This is a genomic window from Bradyrhizobium sp. IAR9 (genome assembly GCF_013408065.1).
In the GTDB taxonomy this organism is placed as follows: domain Bacteria; phylum Pseudomonadota; class Alphaproteobacteria; order Rhizobiales; family Xanthobacteraceae; genus Bradyrhizobium.
The window spans coordinates 865,011-882,795 of the sequence record NZ_JACBZW010000001.1; the positions used below are offsets into that span (position 1 = coordinate 865,011).

Consider the following 17,785-nt stretch of genomic DNA (forward strand, 5'->3'; position numbering starts at 1 on the left):
AAAGCGCCGGGGGAGATGCGACATGGATACCGTCAGGTGGATCATCTCCACCGCTCCCGAAATCTTTCTGCTGCTGGCCGTCGCCATCGGCACGATCCTCGGCCGAGTCCGGATCCGCGGCTTTGCCGTCGGGACCACAGCCTGCATCCTGATCGTTTCCGTGCTGCTCGGACAGCTCGGCAGTTTTGCGTTCCCGTCGCTGCTCCGCGTCATCCTGTTCAGCCTGTTCGTGTTCACCATCGGCTACCGGTCCGGGCCCGAGTTCTTCGCCTCCTTGAGCGTCCGCACGCTCGCGCAGGTCGCCATGGCGCTGGTGCTGGGCGGCACCGGACTGGTCGTCGTCCTGTTGTTTGCTCACGGCTTCCGGCTCGATCCCGGCACCGCCTCCGGGATCGCGGCCGGAGCCTTGACGCAATCGTCGGTCATCGGGACCGCCTCAGGCGCATTGGCCCAGCTCGGCCTGCCCAAGGATGTGCTGAGCCAGCAGGAGGCGAACATCGCGGCGGGCTACGCGGTGACCTACGTGCTCGGCTATATCCTGACGCTGCTGTTCGTCCCCTTCGTCGCGCCGAAATTGATGCGGATAGACCTGAAGGCTGAGGCAAAGAAGCTCGAGGCGGAGCTTGCCGGCGGCGAACCGCCCAAAACCGAAAATCTCTCTTATCGCAAGTTCCAGGCCCGCGCCTATCGCGTGACCGCGGGCGCCGGGCGCACCGTCAAGTCGATCGAGGAGGAACTTGGCAGCCGCACGGTCGTCGAGCGCATCGTCCGCCAAAGCGCGGACATCGAGCCACGTTTGGAGACCGTGCTCGAGGCCGGCGACGACATCGTCATCGCCGGCCGCACTGCGGTCATCGTCGCCGCCAAGCCGATCATCGGCACCGAGATCGACGCCGACGAAATCTTGAAGGCCGTCCCGGGCAACGTGCTGGAGGTGCTCGTGGACAATCGCCATCTCCACGGCCGCTCGATCCAGGAGATCGCGGCGCGCGTCGGCACCGACGCCCGGGGCGTTTTTCTACGTGCCCTCACCCGCATGGGCCGCGAGGTTCCCTTGAGCGCGGACACTCGGATCTATGTCGGCGACGTCATGACGCTTGTCGGCAGCACGCACAATATCGAACGTGCAGCAAAGGCCATCGGCCAGATCCTGCGGTCGGGTGATCGTGCCGACATCGCCTTTCTTGCCGCCGGCATCGCCGCCGGCCTGCTCGCGGGGCTCGTCAGCTTCAGGATCGGCGGCGTCGCGCTCACGCTTGGCGGTGGCGGCGGCGCGCTGATCGCGGGCCTCGTCTGCGGCTGGCTACGGTCGCGCAAGCCGACCATGGGCGCATTGCCGCCGGCGGCGCAACAGACCCTGAGCGATCTCGGACTCGGCGGCTTCATCGCGGCGATCGGGCTCGGCAACGGCGCCGCGGCCTGGGCCGCGATCCAGGCCCACGGGCTGCTTCTGGTCGGCATGGGTCTCGTCATCACGCTCGTGCCGCTGATCGTCGCGACGCTGTTTGCCTTCTATGTGCTGCGCATGAACCCGGTCGTGACCTGCGGCGCACTGGCCGGCGCCATGACCGTCGATGCCGCGGTGACCGGCGCGTGCGAGGTGGCCGAGAGCCAGACGCCGGTTCTCGGCGTCGCCGTGCCCTATGCGGTCGGAAACGTGGTGCTCACCGTCCTCGGGCCGATCATCGTAGCGGCAACCTACAGCGGATGACGGAGACCCATGATGCGGCGACCGGCCAGATCGGTGCTGGGGTGTTTCGCGGCCGTATTGTTCGCGTGGGTCGCCTTCGCCGCGGCCGCGCGCGCGGCGGATGACCTCCGCATTCAGGAAGAGATCTGGGCGTTGCCACTGCCGCTTCCGATGTTTGCCTATCTGGTGCGTCCAGTCGGCGACGGCCCATTCCCGCTCGTGATCATGAACCACGGCGTCTCGCTCAACCCGACCGACCGCAGCTTCTTTCCGTTGGTCCAATTTCGCGACGCCGCCCAATGGTTCGCAAGGCGCGGCTACCTCGTGGTGGCGCCGGTCGGCTCCGGCTATGGCGCAGTCGCCATCGACATTCCCGAGCGCGCGATCTACGGACCGTTCTTCTCCAAGATCGGCAAGTGCAGCAATCCCAATTTCCGCGACGCCGGGCTCGCGGTCGCCAAGGTCGACCTCGATATCATCGACTATCTGGCCGCCGAGAAGCGCATCATCCCCAAGGACGTGATCGTGATCGGGCAGTCCGCCGGTGGCTGGGCCTCGATCGCCTTGTCGAGCATGAACCCGCCGCAGGTGAAGGCCATCATCACCTTCGCTGCGGGTCGTGGTGGACGCGTCGGCGGCAAGCCGAACAACAACTGCGGCCCCGACAGGCTGGTTGAGGCCACCGCGGATTTCGGCCGCACATCGCGTGTGCCGATGCTGTGGATCTATATCGAGAACGACACTTTCTTCGGCCCCGAACTGTCGAAGCGCATGCATGCGGCTTTCACCGCCGCCGGCGGCCGGGCCGAGTATCACCTGATGCCGCCGTTCGGCAATGAGGGCCATTTCTTCATCGGCTCGAGGGATGCCATCCCGCTCTGGTCGCCACTGGTAACGACGTTCCTCGACGCGCTGAAATAGATGCCGGATCCGTAGGTGAAATCATGCCCAATGCCCGCGACTGCCTTGCCATTCTTCTGCTTATCACCATCGCCGGCGCCACGGCAGCGCCCGGCCATGCCGCACCGAAGGGCGCCCAGGGCGAGAAGCCGGCGGCCGAAGTCGCCACACGTGGTCAGCGTGAAGCAAAGGACATCAGCTACGGCGGTTGGCAGAAGCTCTGCTTCAAGGCCGGCGGCGCGCCCACGCTGTGCCGGACCTCGATCACCGGCCAATTCGCGACCGGACAGACGGCCGTGCGCGTCGATCTGATCGAACGCGAAGACGCCGCCACGGCCCGGCTGCAACTGTTCGTGCCTGTCGGCATGTACCTGCAACATGCACCCAGGTTGAGCGTCGACCAGGGCGCGCCTTTCCGCCTGCCCTACACCTGGTGTCTCACCAATCTGTGCATCGCCGCCGATGTGGCGGCGCCGAAGATCATCAGGAAAATGGAATCCGGCAAGACCCTGACGCTCGAACTCGTCGATTCGAACCTCCTGGCCCTGACGACTTCGATTCCGCTGGCGCAATTCGCCTCAGTCCACAAGGGAACGCCAGCCAGGACGCTCGAGCAGCAGATCGACGAATAACGGCCGGAGTCGATCTTACGAGGTGCCGGCGCGTTCGACGGACTCGATCAGTGACTCGCCCGTAAAGGGCTTGATCAGATAGGCGATGCAGCCGGACCCAAGCGCCGCAGCGCGGTTCGCGTGGCTGTCGTTGCCGGTAATGTAGATAACCGGTGCGGTGACGCCCTGCTCAGCCAGTCTTCGCCGTACGTCGATGCCGGATTTTCCACCAAGATCGATGTCGAGGACGATGCAGATCGCGGTGTAGAATTTGCCGTGCTGGAGCAAGGCCCTCGCGGAGTCGAACAGCGTGGCGTCGAAACCGTGCCCACGCAGCAACCTGCTCAGGCTGGTCCGCATGGACTGATCGTCATCGACGACAAAAACGGACGGGCATAGCGGCAAGGCGATCTGCCTTTCGGGAGATGAACGAACTGCGAGCGCTGTGACGGCGGTGGGATACTGCACACGCTTGCTTTGCGTTGCCGACCCGGCGCCTGTGCATCATTGCGCACGCCTCGCCGTGCACTGTCAACACGCCTCGATATTGTCCTTTAGGGCAATCACACCGTGGGAACCGGGCTTGCGGTGACGAAGCAGCTAATGCTCGTTCGTACCGAGCATTCCGAGCCGTTCCGCGATCGAAACGAGTTCGGCAAGCGAATGAACCTGCATCTTCTCCATCACCTGATGGCGGTGAGCTTTCACGGTTCGTTCGGTCGTCCCGAGTTCATGCGCAATCTGCTTGTTGATCCGGCCGCGCACGATCAGATTGAACACCTGTCCCTCGCGTTGCGTCAGCGTGGCCAGATGAGTCCGAAACGTCTCCAGCTTGCTGCGCTGGGCGCGCGCCGTCCGCTGACCCGCCAGAGCGCGCTCGATCGCATCGATCAACTGCTCGGAGGATATCGGCTTGGTCAGAAAGTCTTCCGCACCTGCCTTGATCGCCCGCACGGTAGTCGGCGTGTCTGCATGCCCCGTCAGGAAGATGATCGGCAGCGTCGAGCCGGACGCGATCAATCGCGCCTGCAAATCGGGGCCGCTCAATCCTGGTATGCGCACGTCGAGCAGAATGCATCCGGCCTGCTCGGGATCCAGCGCAGACTCCTCCAACTCCAGCGCCGACGCATAGGTCGCGACCTCATAGCCCGCGAGCTTCAGACGCCGTGCGATCGCGGTCCGAAAGGACTCGTCGTCATCAACCACGTGAACGAGACCCGGCACCTTCAACCTCTCGCCCAGTTCCAGCGAGGACCATTGACGTCCTCTCGCTCGACAAAGTCAGCTTCAACAGTTTGAGAACCGAAATATCTGCTTGCAATGAGCCAAATCCCCGCAGCGGCAGCGCTTTCTCATTCTGCGCACCAAGCGCCAGAAGCTGTCCCTTGGTACAATGAACCTAGGGACAATGGATTGAAATACTGCCTTGGGCGTAAATCAACCCGGCGGGAGCGGGACAGCGCGGCGCATTCCCAGCAGCGAAAATTCTCGTCGAACGGACCAAATTCGGCGATGAGCTGAGGACTTGGCCTATGTTTGTTCGCATCACAACCGATTCCGCACTGCGTCCCAATTCCCTCCGTGACCTCGGCATGACCAGCGATTCAAATGCGCTCGTCAGTTTAAGCGAATTTTCGTACAGAAAAGGCACCGAGATTTACGGTGAGAAAGAGCCCGCCGAATATGTCTATCAGGTCAAGGCGGGCGCGGTGCGAAGCTACAAGCTGTTGTCCGATGGTCGCCGGCAGATCGGCGCATTCCACCTCATCGGCGACATCTTTGGGCTCGAGAACGGTGGGGAGCATCGATTCACGACGGAAGCGGTCATCGACACCACGGTGCGCCTGATCAAGCGGCAAAGTCTTGAAACGGTGGCCGAGAGCGATGCCATGGTAGCCAGAAACCTGCTCAGCATGACCACGAACAACCTCCAGCATGCGGAAGACCACATGCTGTTGCTCGGCCGCAAGACCTCGCTGGAGCGGGTCGCGGCGTTCCTGCTCGAAATGGACAAGCGGCTGACGGCGGCGGGCGTCATCGCGCTCCCGATGTCGCGACGCGATATTGCCGACTATCTCGGCCTGACGCTGGAGACCGTCTCACGCGCTCTGTCGCGCCTGCACGAACTCGGCATCCTCGGCTTCATCGGCAACACCCAACGGCAGATCGTGTTGCTCGACCGGAACCAGCTCGCCAGCCTCGATCTGCAGCCTTGATCTTGGTTCGACTTGCACCCGGATCAGCGTCTACTAGACGGCGCGTGACGCGTCGTCGATAGAGATCGCGCGACCTCCAATACGCCGGTGACGATGATTTGAACGCCCATGCAAAGCAGCAGGAATGCTGACAGTTTCGTCACCGGTGCTTCCTCGCCGAACAGCCGCGCCATGAAAGCGAGCCCGTACGGGTTGATGATCACGAACAGATCGCCCAAGCCGAACAGGAAATCGGCGATGAGTCCCGATCCCGTCACATCATCCACGCCGCTCCGTTGCGGCGCTCGGATTACCCCCGAACCGCTCCAGATGCCTTGACGACTTCGAGATGGTCGAGCGTCTTGCGCAGGACCTCGAACAGCACGGCCGCCGACCATCCAAACAGCAGCACCCCGTTCATAGCTGTCAGTGGGCCAATGAGCCGCCACTCGCGAACGGGCGTGACATCACCGTAGCCGAGAGTTGTATAATTGACGAAGGCAAAATAGAGCAGTCCGTTTTCGACACTTGCCGCGCCGACAATGCCGTAAGTCGCAGCCCACACGAGGACTTCGAGTGTGTGCGCGACCATCAGCACCACGGCGGTGGCCATCATCACGCCCATCAAGTGCGATCCCGGCCGCGTCGTGTGACGCAAACCTGCGCTGCGGGCTATACCGACCGCGACGACGGTCACCAGTGCGTGCAGCCCGATACCGACCAGGCTAACAAGCGTGCCGACGAGAAACTGAAGCATCATAGCGCCCACCGCATTGCAACTGGCTGGTCCTGGTCTTCGATCACCGAGTTCCGAAACGACTGCGTCGCCACAGCTGCATCAGGTCAGCTGCTCGGCCATGCGTAGCTGGGCGCCGCCGGCAAGCGTCGCGATTGATCCACGTCAATGGTGGATCGCATCATGGGGGCCACGGAAAAGCGGTGAGATAACATGCGGACCCTATAGTCGTTCAAGTCCACCCCGGGAATAGCAGATTTCATGACTGCGCCGGGCCCCGGTGACAGCTTCGCGAAGCATCCAAAGCAGCTCCGCCGTGGGAATCTGATTGCTTCGTCAGCAAACCGTCGCGAGAGCTGAGACGCTCTCGGAGCACGATTCCGCTAACAGGCCTTGGATCCCTTCATCGATGCCCGATCGGCGAGGAGAACACCGGCGGCGGCGGCCGGTAGGGAGTGACGGAAACTCCGAAGTTCCGGCCATATTGCTGCTGAACACCGGGGATGTTGACGACCCCGAGCTTGGGATCAGGCGACCTGGCATCGATGGGCGGCAGATTGATGCTCGGATTGACTCGATCGACCTCCCTCCTGAGCTTCTGGTTGAGACAGTCCATCGATCGGCTGGAACCGATTTCCACCTCTACGCATCTGTCGGGCAAGGCCGGCGCGCGGCTGCCGGTGGGCGAGGCCGACATGCGGCCATCAGGAGCGATCCTGGGGGCGCTGTTTCCGATTACGATCGGCGGAAGAACGTTGACCTGCTCTTCGGCCACGGCTTGTGACAGGAGACAGGCTGTCAGAACGAACGAAGGCGCTACCAGCCGCATCGCGATCTCCTCTTCCAAAGAGTGGGCGCGAACTGGCTCACCCCGGACAATCCGTTCGTTCGCACGGCCCCTATCGCCCTGCCCGCGCCTGCGCAACGAGCGCGCTGAGCTGGGTGTTGAGCGCAACAATATTCACCGTGCCCGTTCGCGACAGGCCCAGACATTTCCGCCCGCAGCCGCGGCCCGATGGAGCCGGCTCGCCAAACGTCGGCACGGGAACACTGCCGGTCACGCGAAAGCCGCGAGCGGTGAGCTTGGAACGCACCGCCATGCAGTAGTTCACCGAAAGGAATGAGAAGCGCGTTTCGCCATGGCCGGCGCGATATTTCATCGCGGCGGTACAGAGGTCGCCACCGGCGAGGCGCCAGGCCTTCGCAAGATAGACGACACCGTAATGGATGTTGATCTCGGGCACGGCCAGATCGGCCAGCGTGCCGGAGAAACCGAGCATGCGTGCCGTCGAGGGCAGGATTTGCATCAAGCCGACTTCGCCGACCCCGCCGACGGCCCGGGGATCATACCCGCTCTCCACAGCCATCACTGCCTCGGCGATCTCGGGCGCGAGACCGGCCTGCGCGGCCTCCTTTTCAATCAGGGCGCGATAACGCGAACCCGCATCGGGGGCTCGCGGTGGCAGCGCTTCGACCGCAGCGTGACGAGCGTCGACCGTTTTCGGTGCCGAGGTCGCCTCGGCGCGAGCGCCTGCCGGCAACAATTGGGCGAGCAGAAGCAATCCCGGGACCAAAGCCGTCGACGGCAACGACATCATTGACCGCGCCAAGCCAGCGCTCCCGTTGCGGGCCGACATTTTCTATTTCTCCTGCTGCAATCGATCCGTCGCCCGCAGCGAGAACCGCAAGTGCAGCGGTTGCAGCATCTCGGGCGGTGGCACACCAACATTTCCTCCGGTCAGCAAGGCCCGAAGCTCGACGGAAGCCTTGGGGTCATCGAGTCCGTCAAACTCGACGCGATGCAGCCGACCGTCCGACGATACCCAAGCTCGCAGAACGAATGTCACAGGCGGCGCATCGCCGCCTGTGACGCGGCGGTCCAGGTACTCCTGGAAATGTCGTGCCCTTACGTCGTCGGACGCCAGTCGCTGCTCGATCTTCTCCTTCAATCGCCCTGCGAAAGCCTGCCAAGCCGGCGGAGCTGCATCGGCCGCACGGTAGTCGCTCCTGTCCGCGGCAACGGGCGATGCGTCGACGCCAGCTCCGGCGGCAAGCAAACCGGCCGCCGCAGCCAGCGAGCCCGCGATTCTATTCCACCACGTTGCGCGGGATTCGCGGTCGGCCATCGTCAACATGTCTCGTTGGACTTGCGCGCGAACTCTTTCCGAAGCCTCGGGGACATCGCAACGAGCTACTGAAGAGCGGCCGCCTGGCCGCTGACGTCGGCGTTCTCGTATCCGGCTGCCTGTTCGACCGGCGCAGTCGTTCCCTTCCTCGCCGACAGCTCGCGAAGTTCATCGCGCAAATAAACGATCAGCTCCTGGACCAGGCGATCCCAGATGTCGATCTGCGCGCGCAGATGGTCCGCGGTCACGCCGCCCGCGACCGAGACATCCAGGGAAAGCACGAGGAACTGCTGGCTGAGTTGAAGACGCGCAAACCGGCGCGTCGCGTTCCAGCGATTGACCAGATCGAGCGGAAGCTCGCCCTGAACCTGGAGCACCGCAGTAAGGGCTGCATCGACGAAACTCTCCGGGTCCGCGAGCCAATTCCCCGGACGAATGTCGAAGGTCAGACCGCCAGTTGCCGAGCGGAGATAGGTCAGATTGACCACGGGATCGGTGAGTTCCTCCACGCGGTAGCCGACCTGTTGCAGTGCTGAACGCAGATCATTGAGCGTGAGCTTGACGATAATTGTATTGGACATTGCTAACTCCACTGCGACTCATTTCCGGGAATTGTCGAGCAAACCCGAAAGGGCAAGCTCGTTGAGAATGGGCGGGTTCTGCTTGAGCAATTCAGCGAGATAGGCCCGCCGCAGCGCGGTGGCCCGCTCGCTGCGCATCTGCTGCACCAGCTGATCGCGCACTTCGGGCAAGGTCCGGGTGTACGCCGCCTTGGTGTCGATCAGCTTGACGATGTGCCAGCCATCGTCGAGCCGGACGGGCTCTGAGATCGTATTCCTGGCCAGTCCCTGCACCTGCGCCTTGATCTCAGGCCGGATCTGGTTTTCAGCCACCCAGCCGAGATCGCCGCCGCCTTTTGAATCGCTATCCGCCTGTGCAATCGTGCCGAAATCGGCGCCTGGCGCCTTCAGCTTCGCCTGGATTACCTCGATCGCCTTCTTCGCTTTGTCGTCAGCTGCCTTGTCGCCCTCGGCCGCTGCGACGAAAATCTGCGCGAGGTGGAACTGACGAGGCACCAGCAAGGCGCCGCGGTTGGCGTCGTAGACCTTTTGGACCTCGTCCTCGCTCGGGAAGCTCTCTGGAGGCGTCGAGACCGATTGCAGATAGATCTCGACCACGGCGTTCTCGCGCACGCGATCGAGCTGCGCCGCGACTTTGGGCTGCTGATCCCACTTCTTGGCGATCACCTCCTGCAAGACCAGCCGGTTGGCGAGCAGCATGCGAACCGCCTGACTCAGCAGCGCCGGGTCTTTTGCGAGCGCCGCCTGCTCGCGCGGTCCCAGCGCGCCGACATAAGCGCGGAGCTCCTCCGCCGAAATATTGGCCTCGCCGACCCGGGCGATGACGTCATCGCCGCCGGTCGTCCTGGCGGAAGCAAACCCCTGGGTCGACGGTGCGGGGGTCGCCGACGTCGGCGCTGTTGCGGCGGGAGCCGCCGGCTTCGGCTTCACCGCGGGTTGAGCCGGACGTTGAGGCGCCGGCGCGGTCTGGGCAAATGCCGTCTCCACCGACAGGCCCAAGATCGCCACGGCAGCTCCGACAACAAGGGTCGATCTCGACGATCGGATAACGTTGGGACGGTTCATGGTGTTGCCTTCTGGTCAAGCAGCTTGTCGACACTTTCCTGGACGAAATTCTGCGCGCCGACGCGGCCTAGACCCGTCAGCGGCTCGCTCGCGACTGCGGCGTCGCCCAGTGTCAGGCTGCGATATCGATTGAGAATGTCGCGGCCGACATTGACGAGTTGTACGTTCTTGGCCTGGCAACTCTTGGTGCTGGCCTTGAACGCTGCCGCCTCGCTCTCGAACTTGGCACGCTCGGCGTCCTTGGTGCGGGCGACGGTGGCGGCCTCCTCGTAAGCGACCTTCCACTTCTCCAGCGTCTGGTTGCGCTCCTCCAGACGCTGATTGAATTCATCGACTGCTTCGCGATGCTGCTTCTGAAGCTGCTTCGCTTCCGCCTTGGCCGCATCGATCTGCGCCTTCAGGGCCGCCTTCTCGCGGTCAGCGTCCGCGATCTTCGCCTGCAGCGCCGTGCGCTGGTCCTCCATCTGCCGCGCCTGTGCGATGGCGCTGCGCAGCGCCTCGCGCAAGCGGTCGGTCTCGCTTTCGGCATGAACCTCGCCACAGAACATCGCGGTCGCGATTGCGGCCGCCACGAGACCGGGAATCCGGGAAAGCATGATCAGAACCTCGCGTTCAGATCGACTTGCAGGACATCGACGGCGTAAGGCACGCCCGCGATGTTGTTCGCGCTCAGCCAGCGGACGCTGGCCCACACGTCATCGCTGAGTCCGACATTGCCACCGACGAAGTAGCCCTTGAGATTGGTGCCGCCGAGCCCGAAATCGGAATCGACGAACGCGTCGATGGTGGCGTCGGATTGCAGATATTTGTAACCCGCATGCACGTTCCAATCCCAGAGATGCTTGATCTGCCTATGGCCGACGGTGACGCGGCCGAGCCATCCCTGATTTCCGCCGTTGAAGGCACCTGGCACACCGGCCGCGACATCGGGCCCGCGGTTGTTGACGGCATATCGATTCATCAGATTGCGGTCGAACGCGCTGTTCCAGACGTACTCGCCGTCGAGCACGATATGCACCGGGTGGAAATGGCCGAGATCGAACTGCACGCTGCCGACGACAGGCCGATACTGCCCGACCAGACCAAAATATTGAAAGAGCGGCGGCACGGCCACCGCCGGGTCGGAGACGATATTGCGCAGCGTCGTATAGGTGTTGCCCTTCTGGGCGAACGAGGGCCGGGTCACATCGCTGTCGCACAGATCCGACGATGATTGCACCAGACAGGGGCTGGAGAAGCGTCCCTGGACATTGGAGAAATCGTAATAGGCGGCGGCGACGCGCATCGACGTTTCGGAGCTGAGGCGCGCCGCCACGCCCGCCTGGCCGCCGAACAGCCATTTGTCGTGGCTGGCGAACTTCGTGACCCCGCCGGTGTTCGCATCGAAATTGGTACCGAGGTTGAAGTCGGTATTGTAGATCGGGAACGCACCGGCTACCGCGAACGGCGTGACGTCCTTGGCGATCTCATACTTTCCTTGCACGGCGAGGCCGTCGAAGCCGAGATCCTTGTGCCAGACGAGATCGGTCGGCGACCAGAACGGATTGTCGAAGCGGCCGACGGACACCGACAGGTTTCCATCCCAGGATTGATGCTTGAGATAGCCCCGATCGAGCCACAGCGCGTATTTCGAGAAGTTGCCGCCGTTCGCGCCAAGCGACTGATTGGTGGAGACGGGCGAACTGTTCTCTCCCGTCGCGATGCGTATGCCCGCGGTAAACCCATTGAAGATGTCGGCCTCCATGCCCAGGCGGGCGCGAAGCCGGGCCTGGTGCCGGTCCTGCGTGGCGTTGTAGGTCGGCGCGAAGCTGTTGCTATTGAGATCGTACGGGGAGCCCGTGTTGATCGCGTTGAAATTATAAGCGTGAAGCTGATCGTTGCCTTCCGGAAAGAAGCTGCCTTGATAGCGCGAGCGTATTTCGCCCGTGAATCGGATCCGCTGCGCCCACTCCGGATAGGCGCCGGGCGAAGCCCAGTTTTCCTTTTGCGCCTTGGCCATCACTTCCTTCTTGATCTCCTCGCGCAGCTGCCGTTTGACCACCTCCGGCACGTACGTGACGTGCCGGGTGCCGGGCGGCGAGGCAGCCGCAGTTGCAGCGGTCGCGGCCTTTGCCGCTTCATCGGCCTTGGCGGCGGCGTCCTTCGTGGCCTGGCGCGACACATAGGCTTCGTCGTCGGCCTGCTTGATCAGCGCCTGGGCCTGCTCCTCCTTGATCACGCCTTGCTTCACCAGCAAGTTGACCAGGTTGATCGTCGTGTTCGACGACAGCGGCTTTGCGTCGGACACGGTGGGACGCTTGGCTTCGGACTTCTTCGCCGCCATCGGGCTCTGATCCGGTGCGGCCTGGCCAAAAGCGGGCGCCGCGACGGCAAGCGCACACAGCGATATGGCGGTCGACGACGTCAGGCGGCGTACGTCGCGTTTCTTCTTGAACATAAGTCCCCAGTCCTCTGCTAGTCACTCGACTCGAACGAATTGGTTGCGGCGGATCAGCTTGGCCGGCGCGCCGTGACGCGCGTCACCATCGGCATCGGCATGTCCCTGGGTGGCGGCTCCCGCAACACGAGACTGCCAAGCACGTCGTTGCGGATAGCGGCGTCGAGCTCGGCGTCGCCGGTCGACGAGACCAGCTGAATGCGACTGACGCGGCCGGTCGCATCCGCCCACAGCCGGATTTGCACCTGCATCGTCGCATTGCGCGTCTTGCCGTTGGCGCGCAGCGCCGCCTCGATCTGCGACTGCACGATGGAGGCATACCAGCCCCAACGACTGCCGCCGCCTCCTCCGCCGCCATAGGGGCTGCCGCCCACCTTGCTGCCGAGATTGAACAGGTCGCCGGGCCCGACGGCCTTGGCATCGAGCGCCAGCGGCCCCGGCGGCTCTTCGTTCTTGGCGTCCTTGATCGGCTCGTCCTTCGGCTTCTCGACCGGCTTGTCTTCCTTGAATTCGGGCTCCGCCATCTTCGGCTGCTCGACCATCTTCTGCTCGGCCGGCGGTGGAGGTGGCGGCGGAGGCGGCGGCGGCGTGATCGTGACGACGGTCAGCTCGCGCACCTGGCGCGGCGGCGGCATATCGTCGTGGCCGACGAGCAGGAATATCATGACGCCAAGGACGCCAATGACGGCCAGGGCAGCACCGTAACGCAGCCATGATTTCGCTCGCGGCAAGGTTGGCGGCCGCGGACCGCCCTGCTCATTCGGTGTCGTCATGACACCGCCTCGAGCGCTACCGGTTCGGAATTCCTGCCGGTGACGTACTGCACGACGAAATTCACGACCGTATCGAAGTCGGTCGTATCCAGCGTGATCGTGGCATCGGGAGCCGCCTCGATGACGACGTGATAGGTTGCCTGATCGGGCAGGAAGTCGACATAGGCAACGCGATCGATCGACAGGCGCGAGCCTGGGCAGCGCGACATCGCCAGAAGCAACGGATCGCGCTCGGGCGCGCGGCTCGCGACTTGCGTGCGCAGCAGGTCCGCAAGCTTGACCAGCAGGGCTTCACCGCGGATCGGGAAATGAAGCACCGTGCCGGTATCGGGCGCGCTTCGTCCGACGCCGGCTTGCTCGACCTCCCGCATTCCAGCAGTCGGTGCCCGCGGCTCGAGCGAATGCGCGCTTACGAGGGTCGATGGCACGTCGACGGCGGCCTGGTCCGCACCGGACGATATCCCGCGAAGCCATGCCCACAAGGCCCTGGCTCCCCTTCGCGGATCGGCGCGCATAACCATGGAGGTGCCCATTCGTTTCGTCACTTCACAAGCGGCTTGGTCGCGAGCCCGACCTGCGTCAGGCCGACACGGCCAAGCAGGTCGAGCACGTCCATCACGCTCTGATATTGGGCTTGCGCATCGCCGCGCAGCACCACGGGGAATTCCGGCGTCAACGCCTTCTGCTGCACCAGGCGCTGCTCGAGCTCCGGCAGCGTCACCGGGATCGTATCGAGGAAGATCTTGCCGTCGTTGGCGACCGTGATCGCCTTGGTGGTCTGGGTAGCGAGGCTCGGCGCAGCTGACGCTTTCGGCAGATTGACCTTCTGGCCCTGCACAGTCGCCGTCGTCATGATGATGAAAATCACCAGCAGAACGTAGGCGAGATCCAGCATCGGCGTGATGTTGATGTCGTCATACGGCTTGGAGTCGTTCTGGACCTGCATCGTCGTTACTCCGCGGCGATGCTGCGTTCGATCTGGTCGGCGGAGTAGAACTCCGCCATCTTCGTCACGAACTCGTCGACGAAGACCTGGATGTCGGTGGTCAGATCCTTGATGCGGGAGATCAGGTAGTTGTAGCCGAACAGCGCCGGGATCGCGACGCCGAGGCCGGCGACCGTCGCGACCAACGCGGCGGCGATGCCCGGGGCGATCGCATTGACGTTGACGTCTCCGCTGGCTGCGATGGCGGCGAAGGTGATCATGACGCCAACGACGGTGCCGAGCAGGCCGAGGAACGGTCCGCCCGAGATCGCGATGGTCAGCACCACCATGAGCCGGTTGAGCCGTTGCGTCTCCTTCACCGAGCCGCCGTCCAGCGCGGCGCGGATGGCGGCAATCGACGCGGCCGAGAGCACCGGCATACGCTCGCCCTTCCCGGCGAAGCGATGGCGGATCTCCGAGGCCCCGATATGGTAGATGCGATAGAGCGACGACGCCTGCATCATCTTTGCATCGACTTCGTCGATACGGCCACCCAGGGTCCAGATCTCGTCGGCGTCGCCGCGATCGAGCATGGTGAGATCGACCGCGAGCTCGCGGAAGCTCTTCATGAAGCGCGCGTTGGCCTTGGCTTGCTTGTTCAGGTAGGAAGCCCTGTCGTACATCACGACCCAGCTGACGACCGCGAGGATCAACAGGATGCCGATCACGATCCAGCCGTCGAGCGTCACCGATTTCAGGATCACTGCGAAGTAACCCGACAGCCAGCTCGCGGTCTCCTCGTCGACGCTGAAAGTCACGAGCTTGGCCTGGTTCGGTCCCTGCCCGGTGGCGACGAACTTGATGAAACCCGGCGACCGCGCAACCTTTGCGAACTGCAGTTCGTCGATGTCGCCGACGAAGGCGGCCATGGCCGCGGCGGCAACAGTTGCGGCCTCCGGTGCCGGGGCTGACGCATCCGGAGCTACCGCACCGTCCGCTGCAGACGATGGCTGTGCCGCCGCGGCACTGGCCACGGGTGATGCAGGCGCTGCATCGCCCCCGACCGTGGCATTCGTGCTAAGCGCCGGCAGCGTTGCCGCGAGCGACGCATAGGGTGCACCATCAAGATAGAGCACGACCTGGCCGCCGTTCGCGACGACGGCGACATGATGCCAGCCATTCGGCGCCAGCGGCGCAGCGGCGCCGCTGCGTTGCGCGGACCCCGCGTTCGTGACCTCCACGAACGGCACGCCATTATCCAGCCCGATAACGAGACCGTTGGCGCCGTCACGGCGGCTATACAGGGCTGCGTTGGGCTGCATCGCTCCTGGCTTGATCCAGGCAGACCATGTGAATGCAGCGTTGTCGCTCAAGGCGAGCGACGATGCAGCCGGCAGAGTCAGCACGCCGCGACCGTCGAGGCGCAAGCCGGTGCCGATCAGCGAGCCGTCTGCGGGCTGGCCGACGCTTTGCGCATTGTTGGCCCAGACCGACGCATCCAGCGCCGGCGTGCCCCGTTCGCTGAAGTGATAGACCAGCAGCGTATCCGGATCGTAAGTCCCCTTCGGATCGCTGGTCGCGACCGCCTTCTTGTTGCCCGAATAGAGCCAGATGTCGGTCTTGGCGCCGGGCTGAAGGTTGGGCACGGCCACCCAGAGCAGCGCCTCGCCGAGCAGCGAGTCGTACTTCTCGATGTGGTGCTTCAGCGGTGTCTTATCGTCGCCGGCCACGAAGCGCAGGTCGCTGCCGTCATCCTTAGCGGATGCAAAGCGGAAATTTCCGACATGTAGCCGAACCAGGACGGGCGCAGTCCCGATCGGATCGGTAATGCCGGCACCCGATGCGCTGGCGTCGATCGTGATCTTCTTGCGGAGCTGCCACTCGTCGTTCCACCACGCCTTGGCAGGCGACGGACACAACATTGCGGCCGCAACCAACGCCAGCACCAGTCCTGTCAGAGCTCGCCGAAGCGCCGATCGGCACACGCCAGCCATATGATCCCATCCCGCAGTCATCAGAATTCACCCCAGATTCGGAAATTGACGCGCGGACTCCTCGCGCTCGAGTAGGTCTGACTGACCATCGGCACCGAATAAACCAGCGTGCCGTTCAGGTAGTCGAACATCTTGAAACGGCTGCCGACGCCGTAACTCCACAGATTGAATTGCGATTGCTGGTCGGGAAGTGCATTCAGCATGGTCGCCATGCCGGCGTCCGCAAATGCGAACGCCCGCCATTCGTTGAAGATCGTGAAGCGCGCCTTGCCCTGCCCGGTCTCGTCCTTCATCCGGCTTTGCAGCATCTCGCCCACATTGGGGCTGCGCAGCTCGAGATTGCCGACAACGCCGTTGTCGCCGAGCGTCTCCGACTCGAGATAGCCGCGCACGGTGTCGAGGCCGCCGACGCTGAATTGCTCGCTCGAGACCAGCGGTCCGTCCGCGACCTGTCCCTGCACCTTGCCGTAGAGCTGGAAGCCTTCCGGCAATTCCTGGGTATGCGCGACATCGACGTTGAAATGGGTGAAACTGGGGGAAGCCGCGTAGCGCTTGTTGTCGAACGGCACCACGCCATCGCCCAGCGGCCGCAGATTGTAGGTGACGGCGGCATTGAACTGGGTCGTGAACCCCTCGTCCTGGAATGTCGCGCCATAACTTGCGACAAACGGATAATAGGTGACCGGAGATGAGAAGCCGACACCGCCGAGCTTTACGGTCTGATCGAAATGCTTGTAGTCGACCCCGGCCGAAAGCGTATGGAACAGGTTTTCCCGCGTCGGCAGCGTCATCACCGCGCGACTGCCGATGATCTCTCCGGGCCCGATCACGTTCGTGCCGCCCACGGTCGCGACATCGCTGCTCGATTTCACGCCGTAGAACAGGACGCTCAGCCAATCGACGTTCTGCACCCGCGCCAGATAGGAGCCGGAAAACACTTCCGCGTCGCCCGGACGCTCCGGCGCGACCTGATAGCTGAAATTGACGGAGTGGCCGAGCTGCCAGAGATTGTCGTAGTGCACCGTGCTGCTGACGCGCAGCGCCGTCGTATTGGGGGACTTGCGGTTATTCACTTCGACGTTGGCATGTATCGGGACCTTGTCCTCGACATTCAGGTCGACGTCGACCGTGCCCGGCGTCACACCGGCGCGCAGGGCGGGAGTTACGCGTCGATCGGGCCACTGGTTGAGCGCGACGATATCCTTGGTAACTTCGTTGAAGTTCGGGACCGTCCCCTCCTTGAGAGAGCCCGCGCCCTCGGCGATCTTGTCGAGCCGGAAATAGCGCGCGTTCTTGACCCGCAGACGGCCGACCTTCAGCTCCGTCACCTTGAGGGTGATCATCCTGGCCTGCGCGTTCTGCTGCGGAACGGAGACGCTGACGGTCTGATAACCCCTGTCGTGATATGCTTTCTCGAGTGCCGTTCGCGCCTTTTCGACGTCGTCGGCACTCTTGTTCGGCCCGAGATATGGATACACCGCCTCTTCGATGTCGATCTGCGGGAGCGTCTCGGCGCCCTGGATCGCGAAATCGTCGATGTCGAACCGCTGCACGGCGGCGGCCGGCTTTTGCGCGGCAGCAGCTTCACTTGCCGGGGGAGCGGACGGGTTGTTAGTCTTCGGCGCTCCGGCTGCGGAGACCTTGGCCGCATGGGCCGGAAGCGCGGCAACGAGGCCGCCGGCCAACATGCCCGCCGTCAGACAAAGCAACGCCGTGCCCGCCGACGCATGCCGGCGGTGCTCGCAATCAATT

General features: G+C 63.6%; 20 protein-coding genes. 4 read left to right on the forward strand and 16 right to left on the reverse strand.

Features of this window, described 5'->3' with window-relative positions:
• The first annotated feature begins 22 nt into the window (after nucleotides 1–22).
• The 3 genes from GGD67_RS04200 to GGD67_RS04210 are packed head-to-tail and all read left to right on the forward strand — an operon-like array spanning nucleotide 23 to nucleotide 3,222.
• Entirely contained in the window at nucleotides 23–1,711 is a 1,689-nt protein-coding gene (locus GGD67_RS04200; protein WP_179731044.1) for an aspartate:alanine exchanger family transporter, read from the forward strand.
• A gap of 12 nt (nucleotides 1,712–1,723) precedes the next feature.
• The gene (locus GGD67_RS04205) at nucleotides 1,724–2,611 is read left to right on the forward strand and encodes an alpha/beta hydrolase family protein (protein WP_246790739.1); all 888 of its coding nucleotides are present in this window, start codon (nucleotides 1,724–1,726) and stop codon (nucleotides 2,609–2,611) included.
• A gap of 23 nt (nucleotides 2,612–2,634) precedes the next feature.
• Entirely contained in the window at nucleotides 2,635–3,222 is a 588-nt protein-coding gene (locus GGD67_RS04210) for an invasion associated locus B family protein (protein WP_179731045.1), read from the forward strand.
• Between the two features lie 15 nt (nucleotides 3,223–3,237).
• On the opposite strand, the gene GGD67_RS04215 is transcribed toward GGD67_RS04210, so the two are convergent.
• Both GGD67_RS04215 and GGD67_RS04220 read right to left on the reverse strand, forming a co-directional pair.
• A complete protein-coding gene (locus tag GGD67_RS04215; protein WP_312009892.1) occupies nucleotides 3,238–3,669 on the reverse strand; it encodes a response regulator in 432 nt (143 codons plus the stop codon).
• Nucleotides 3,670–3,801: 132 nt separating this feature from the next.
• The gene (locus GGD67_RS04220; protein WP_026202278.1) at nucleotides 3,802–4,425 is read right to left on the reverse strand and encodes a response regulator transcription factor; all 624 of its coding nucleotides are present in this window, start codon (nucleotides 4,423–4,425) and stop codon (nucleotides 3,802–3,804) included.
• A gap of 308 nt (nucleotides 4,426–4,733) precedes the next feature.
• Here GGD67_RS04220 and GGD67_RS04225 point away from each other — a divergent pair, with 308 nt between their 5' ends.
• Nucleotides 4,734–5,417, forward strand: a complete 684-nt coding sequence (locus GGD67_RS04225) for a helix-turn-helix domain-containing protein (RefSeq protein ID WP_018319926.1) — start codon at nucleotides 4,734–4,736, stop codon at nucleotides 5,415–5,417.
• Nucleotides 5,418–5,440: 23 nt separating this feature from the next.
• On the opposite strand, the gene GGD67_RS04230 is transcribed toward GGD67_RS04225, so the two are convergent.
• The 14 genes from GGD67_RS04230 to GGD67_RS04295 all read right to left on the reverse strand — a co-directional run bounded on the left by GGD67_RS04230 (nucleotide 5,441) and on the right by GGD67_RS04295 (nucleotide 17,721).
• On the reverse strand, nucleotides 5,441–5,683 hold the full coding sequence (locus GGD67_RS04230) for a hypothetical protein (RefSeq protein WP_018319925.1): 243 nt from the start codon (nucleotides 5,681–5,683) through the stop codon (nucleotides 5,441–5,443).
• Nucleotides 5,684–5,706: 23 nt separating this feature from the next.
• Nucleotides 5,707–6,156, reverse strand: coding sequence for a potassium channel family protein (locus tag GGD67_RS04235; RefSeq protein WP_179731047.1), 450 nt, complete (start codon nucleotides 6,154–6,156; stop codon nucleotides 5,707–5,709).
• A 379-nt stretch (nucleotides 6,157–6,535) separates the two neighbouring features.
• Nucleotides 6,536–6,979, reverse strand: a complete 444-nt coding sequence (locus GGD67_RS39140) for a hypothetical protein (protein ID WP_246790729.1) — start codon at nucleotides 6,977–6,979, stop codon at nucleotides 6,536–6,538.
• 52 nt (nucleotides 6,980–7,031) lie between these two features.
• Complete coding sequence (locus GGD67_RS04245; protein WP_179731444.1) at nucleotides 7,032–7,676, reverse strand: transglycosylase SLT domain-containing protein; 645 nt, start codon at nucleotides 7,674–7,676, stop codon at nucleotides 7,032–7,034.
• A gap of 96 nt (nucleotides 7,677–7,772) precedes the next feature.
• Nucleotides 7,773–8,258, reverse strand: coding sequence for a hypothetical protein (locus GGD67_RS04250; protein WP_179731049.1), 486 nt, complete (start codon nucleotides 8,256–8,258; stop codon nucleotides 7,773–7,775).
• A 65-nt stretch (nucleotides 8,259–8,323) separates the two neighbouring features.
• On the reverse strand, nucleotides 8,324–8,839 hold the full coding sequence (locus GGD67_RS04255) for a YbjN domain-containing protein (RefSeq protein WP_179731051.1): 516 nt from the start codon (nucleotides 8,837–8,839) through the stop codon (nucleotides 8,324–8,326).
• 18 nt (nucleotides 8,840–8,857) lie between these two features.
• Nucleotides 8,858–9,847: a peptidylprolyl isomerase gene (locus GGD67_RS04260; protein WP_179731053.1), complete on the reverse strand. Its 990-nt coding sequence runs from the start codon at nucleotides 9,845–9,847 to the stop codon at nucleotides 8,858–8,860.
• Between the two features lie 53 nt (nucleotides 9,848–9,900).
• Nucleotides 9,901–10,500, reverse strand: a complete 600-nt coding sequence (locus GGD67_RS04265) for a hypothetical protein (protein ID WP_210286303.1) — start codon at nucleotides 10,498–10,500, stop codon at nucleotides 9,901–9,903.
• 2 nt (nucleotides 10,501–10,502) lie between these two features.
• Nucleotides 10,503–12,341, reverse strand: a complete 1,839-nt coding sequence (locus tag GGD67_RS04270; RefSeq protein WP_179731055.1) for a putative porin — start codon at nucleotides 12,339–12,341, stop codon at nucleotides 10,503–10,505.
• Nucleotides 12,342–12,394: 53 nt separating this feature from the next.
• Nucleotides 12,395–13,114 (reverse strand): TonB C-terminal domain-containing protein, encoded by a 720-nt coding sequence (locus tag GGD67_RS04275; protein WP_179731057.1) that lies wholly within the window; start codon nucleotides 13,112–13,114, stop codon nucleotides 12,395–12,397.
• Nucleotides 13,111–13,596, reverse strand: a complete 486-nt coding sequence (locus tag GGD67_RS04280) for a hypothetical protein (protein ID WP_246784220.1) — start codon at nucleotides 13,594–13,596, stop codon at nucleotides 13,111–13,113. Before GGD67_RS04280 ends, GGD67_RS04275 begins: the two co-directional genes overlap by 4 nt.
• A 59-nt stretch (nucleotides 13,597–13,655) precedes the next feature.
• Complete coding sequence (locus tag GGD67_RS04285) at nucleotides 13,656–14,060, reverse strand: biopolymer transporter ExbD (RefSeq protein WP_018319914.1); 405 nt, start codon at nucleotides 14,058–14,060, stop codon at nucleotides 13,656–13,658.
• 5 nt (nucleotides 14,061–14,065) lie between these two features.
• Complete coding sequence (locus GGD67_RS04290; RefSeq protein WP_179731058.1) at nucleotides 14,066–16,054, reverse strand: MotA/TolQ/ExbB proton channel family protein; 1,989 nt, start codon at nucleotides 16,052–16,054, stop codon at nucleotides 14,066–14,068.
• Nucleotides 16,054–17,721 carry a ShlB/FhaC/HecB family hemolysin secretion/activation protein gene (locus GGD67_RS04295; RefSeq protein ID WP_020508725.1) on the reverse strand — a complete coding sequence of 556 codons (1,668 nt, stop codon included), beginning with the start codon at nucleotides 17,719–17,721 and terminating at the stop codon, nucleotides 16,054–16,056. Before GGD67_RS04295 ends, GGD67_RS04290 begins: the two co-directional genes overlap by 1 nt.
• Nucleotides 17,722–17,785: the final 64 nt, after the last annotated feature.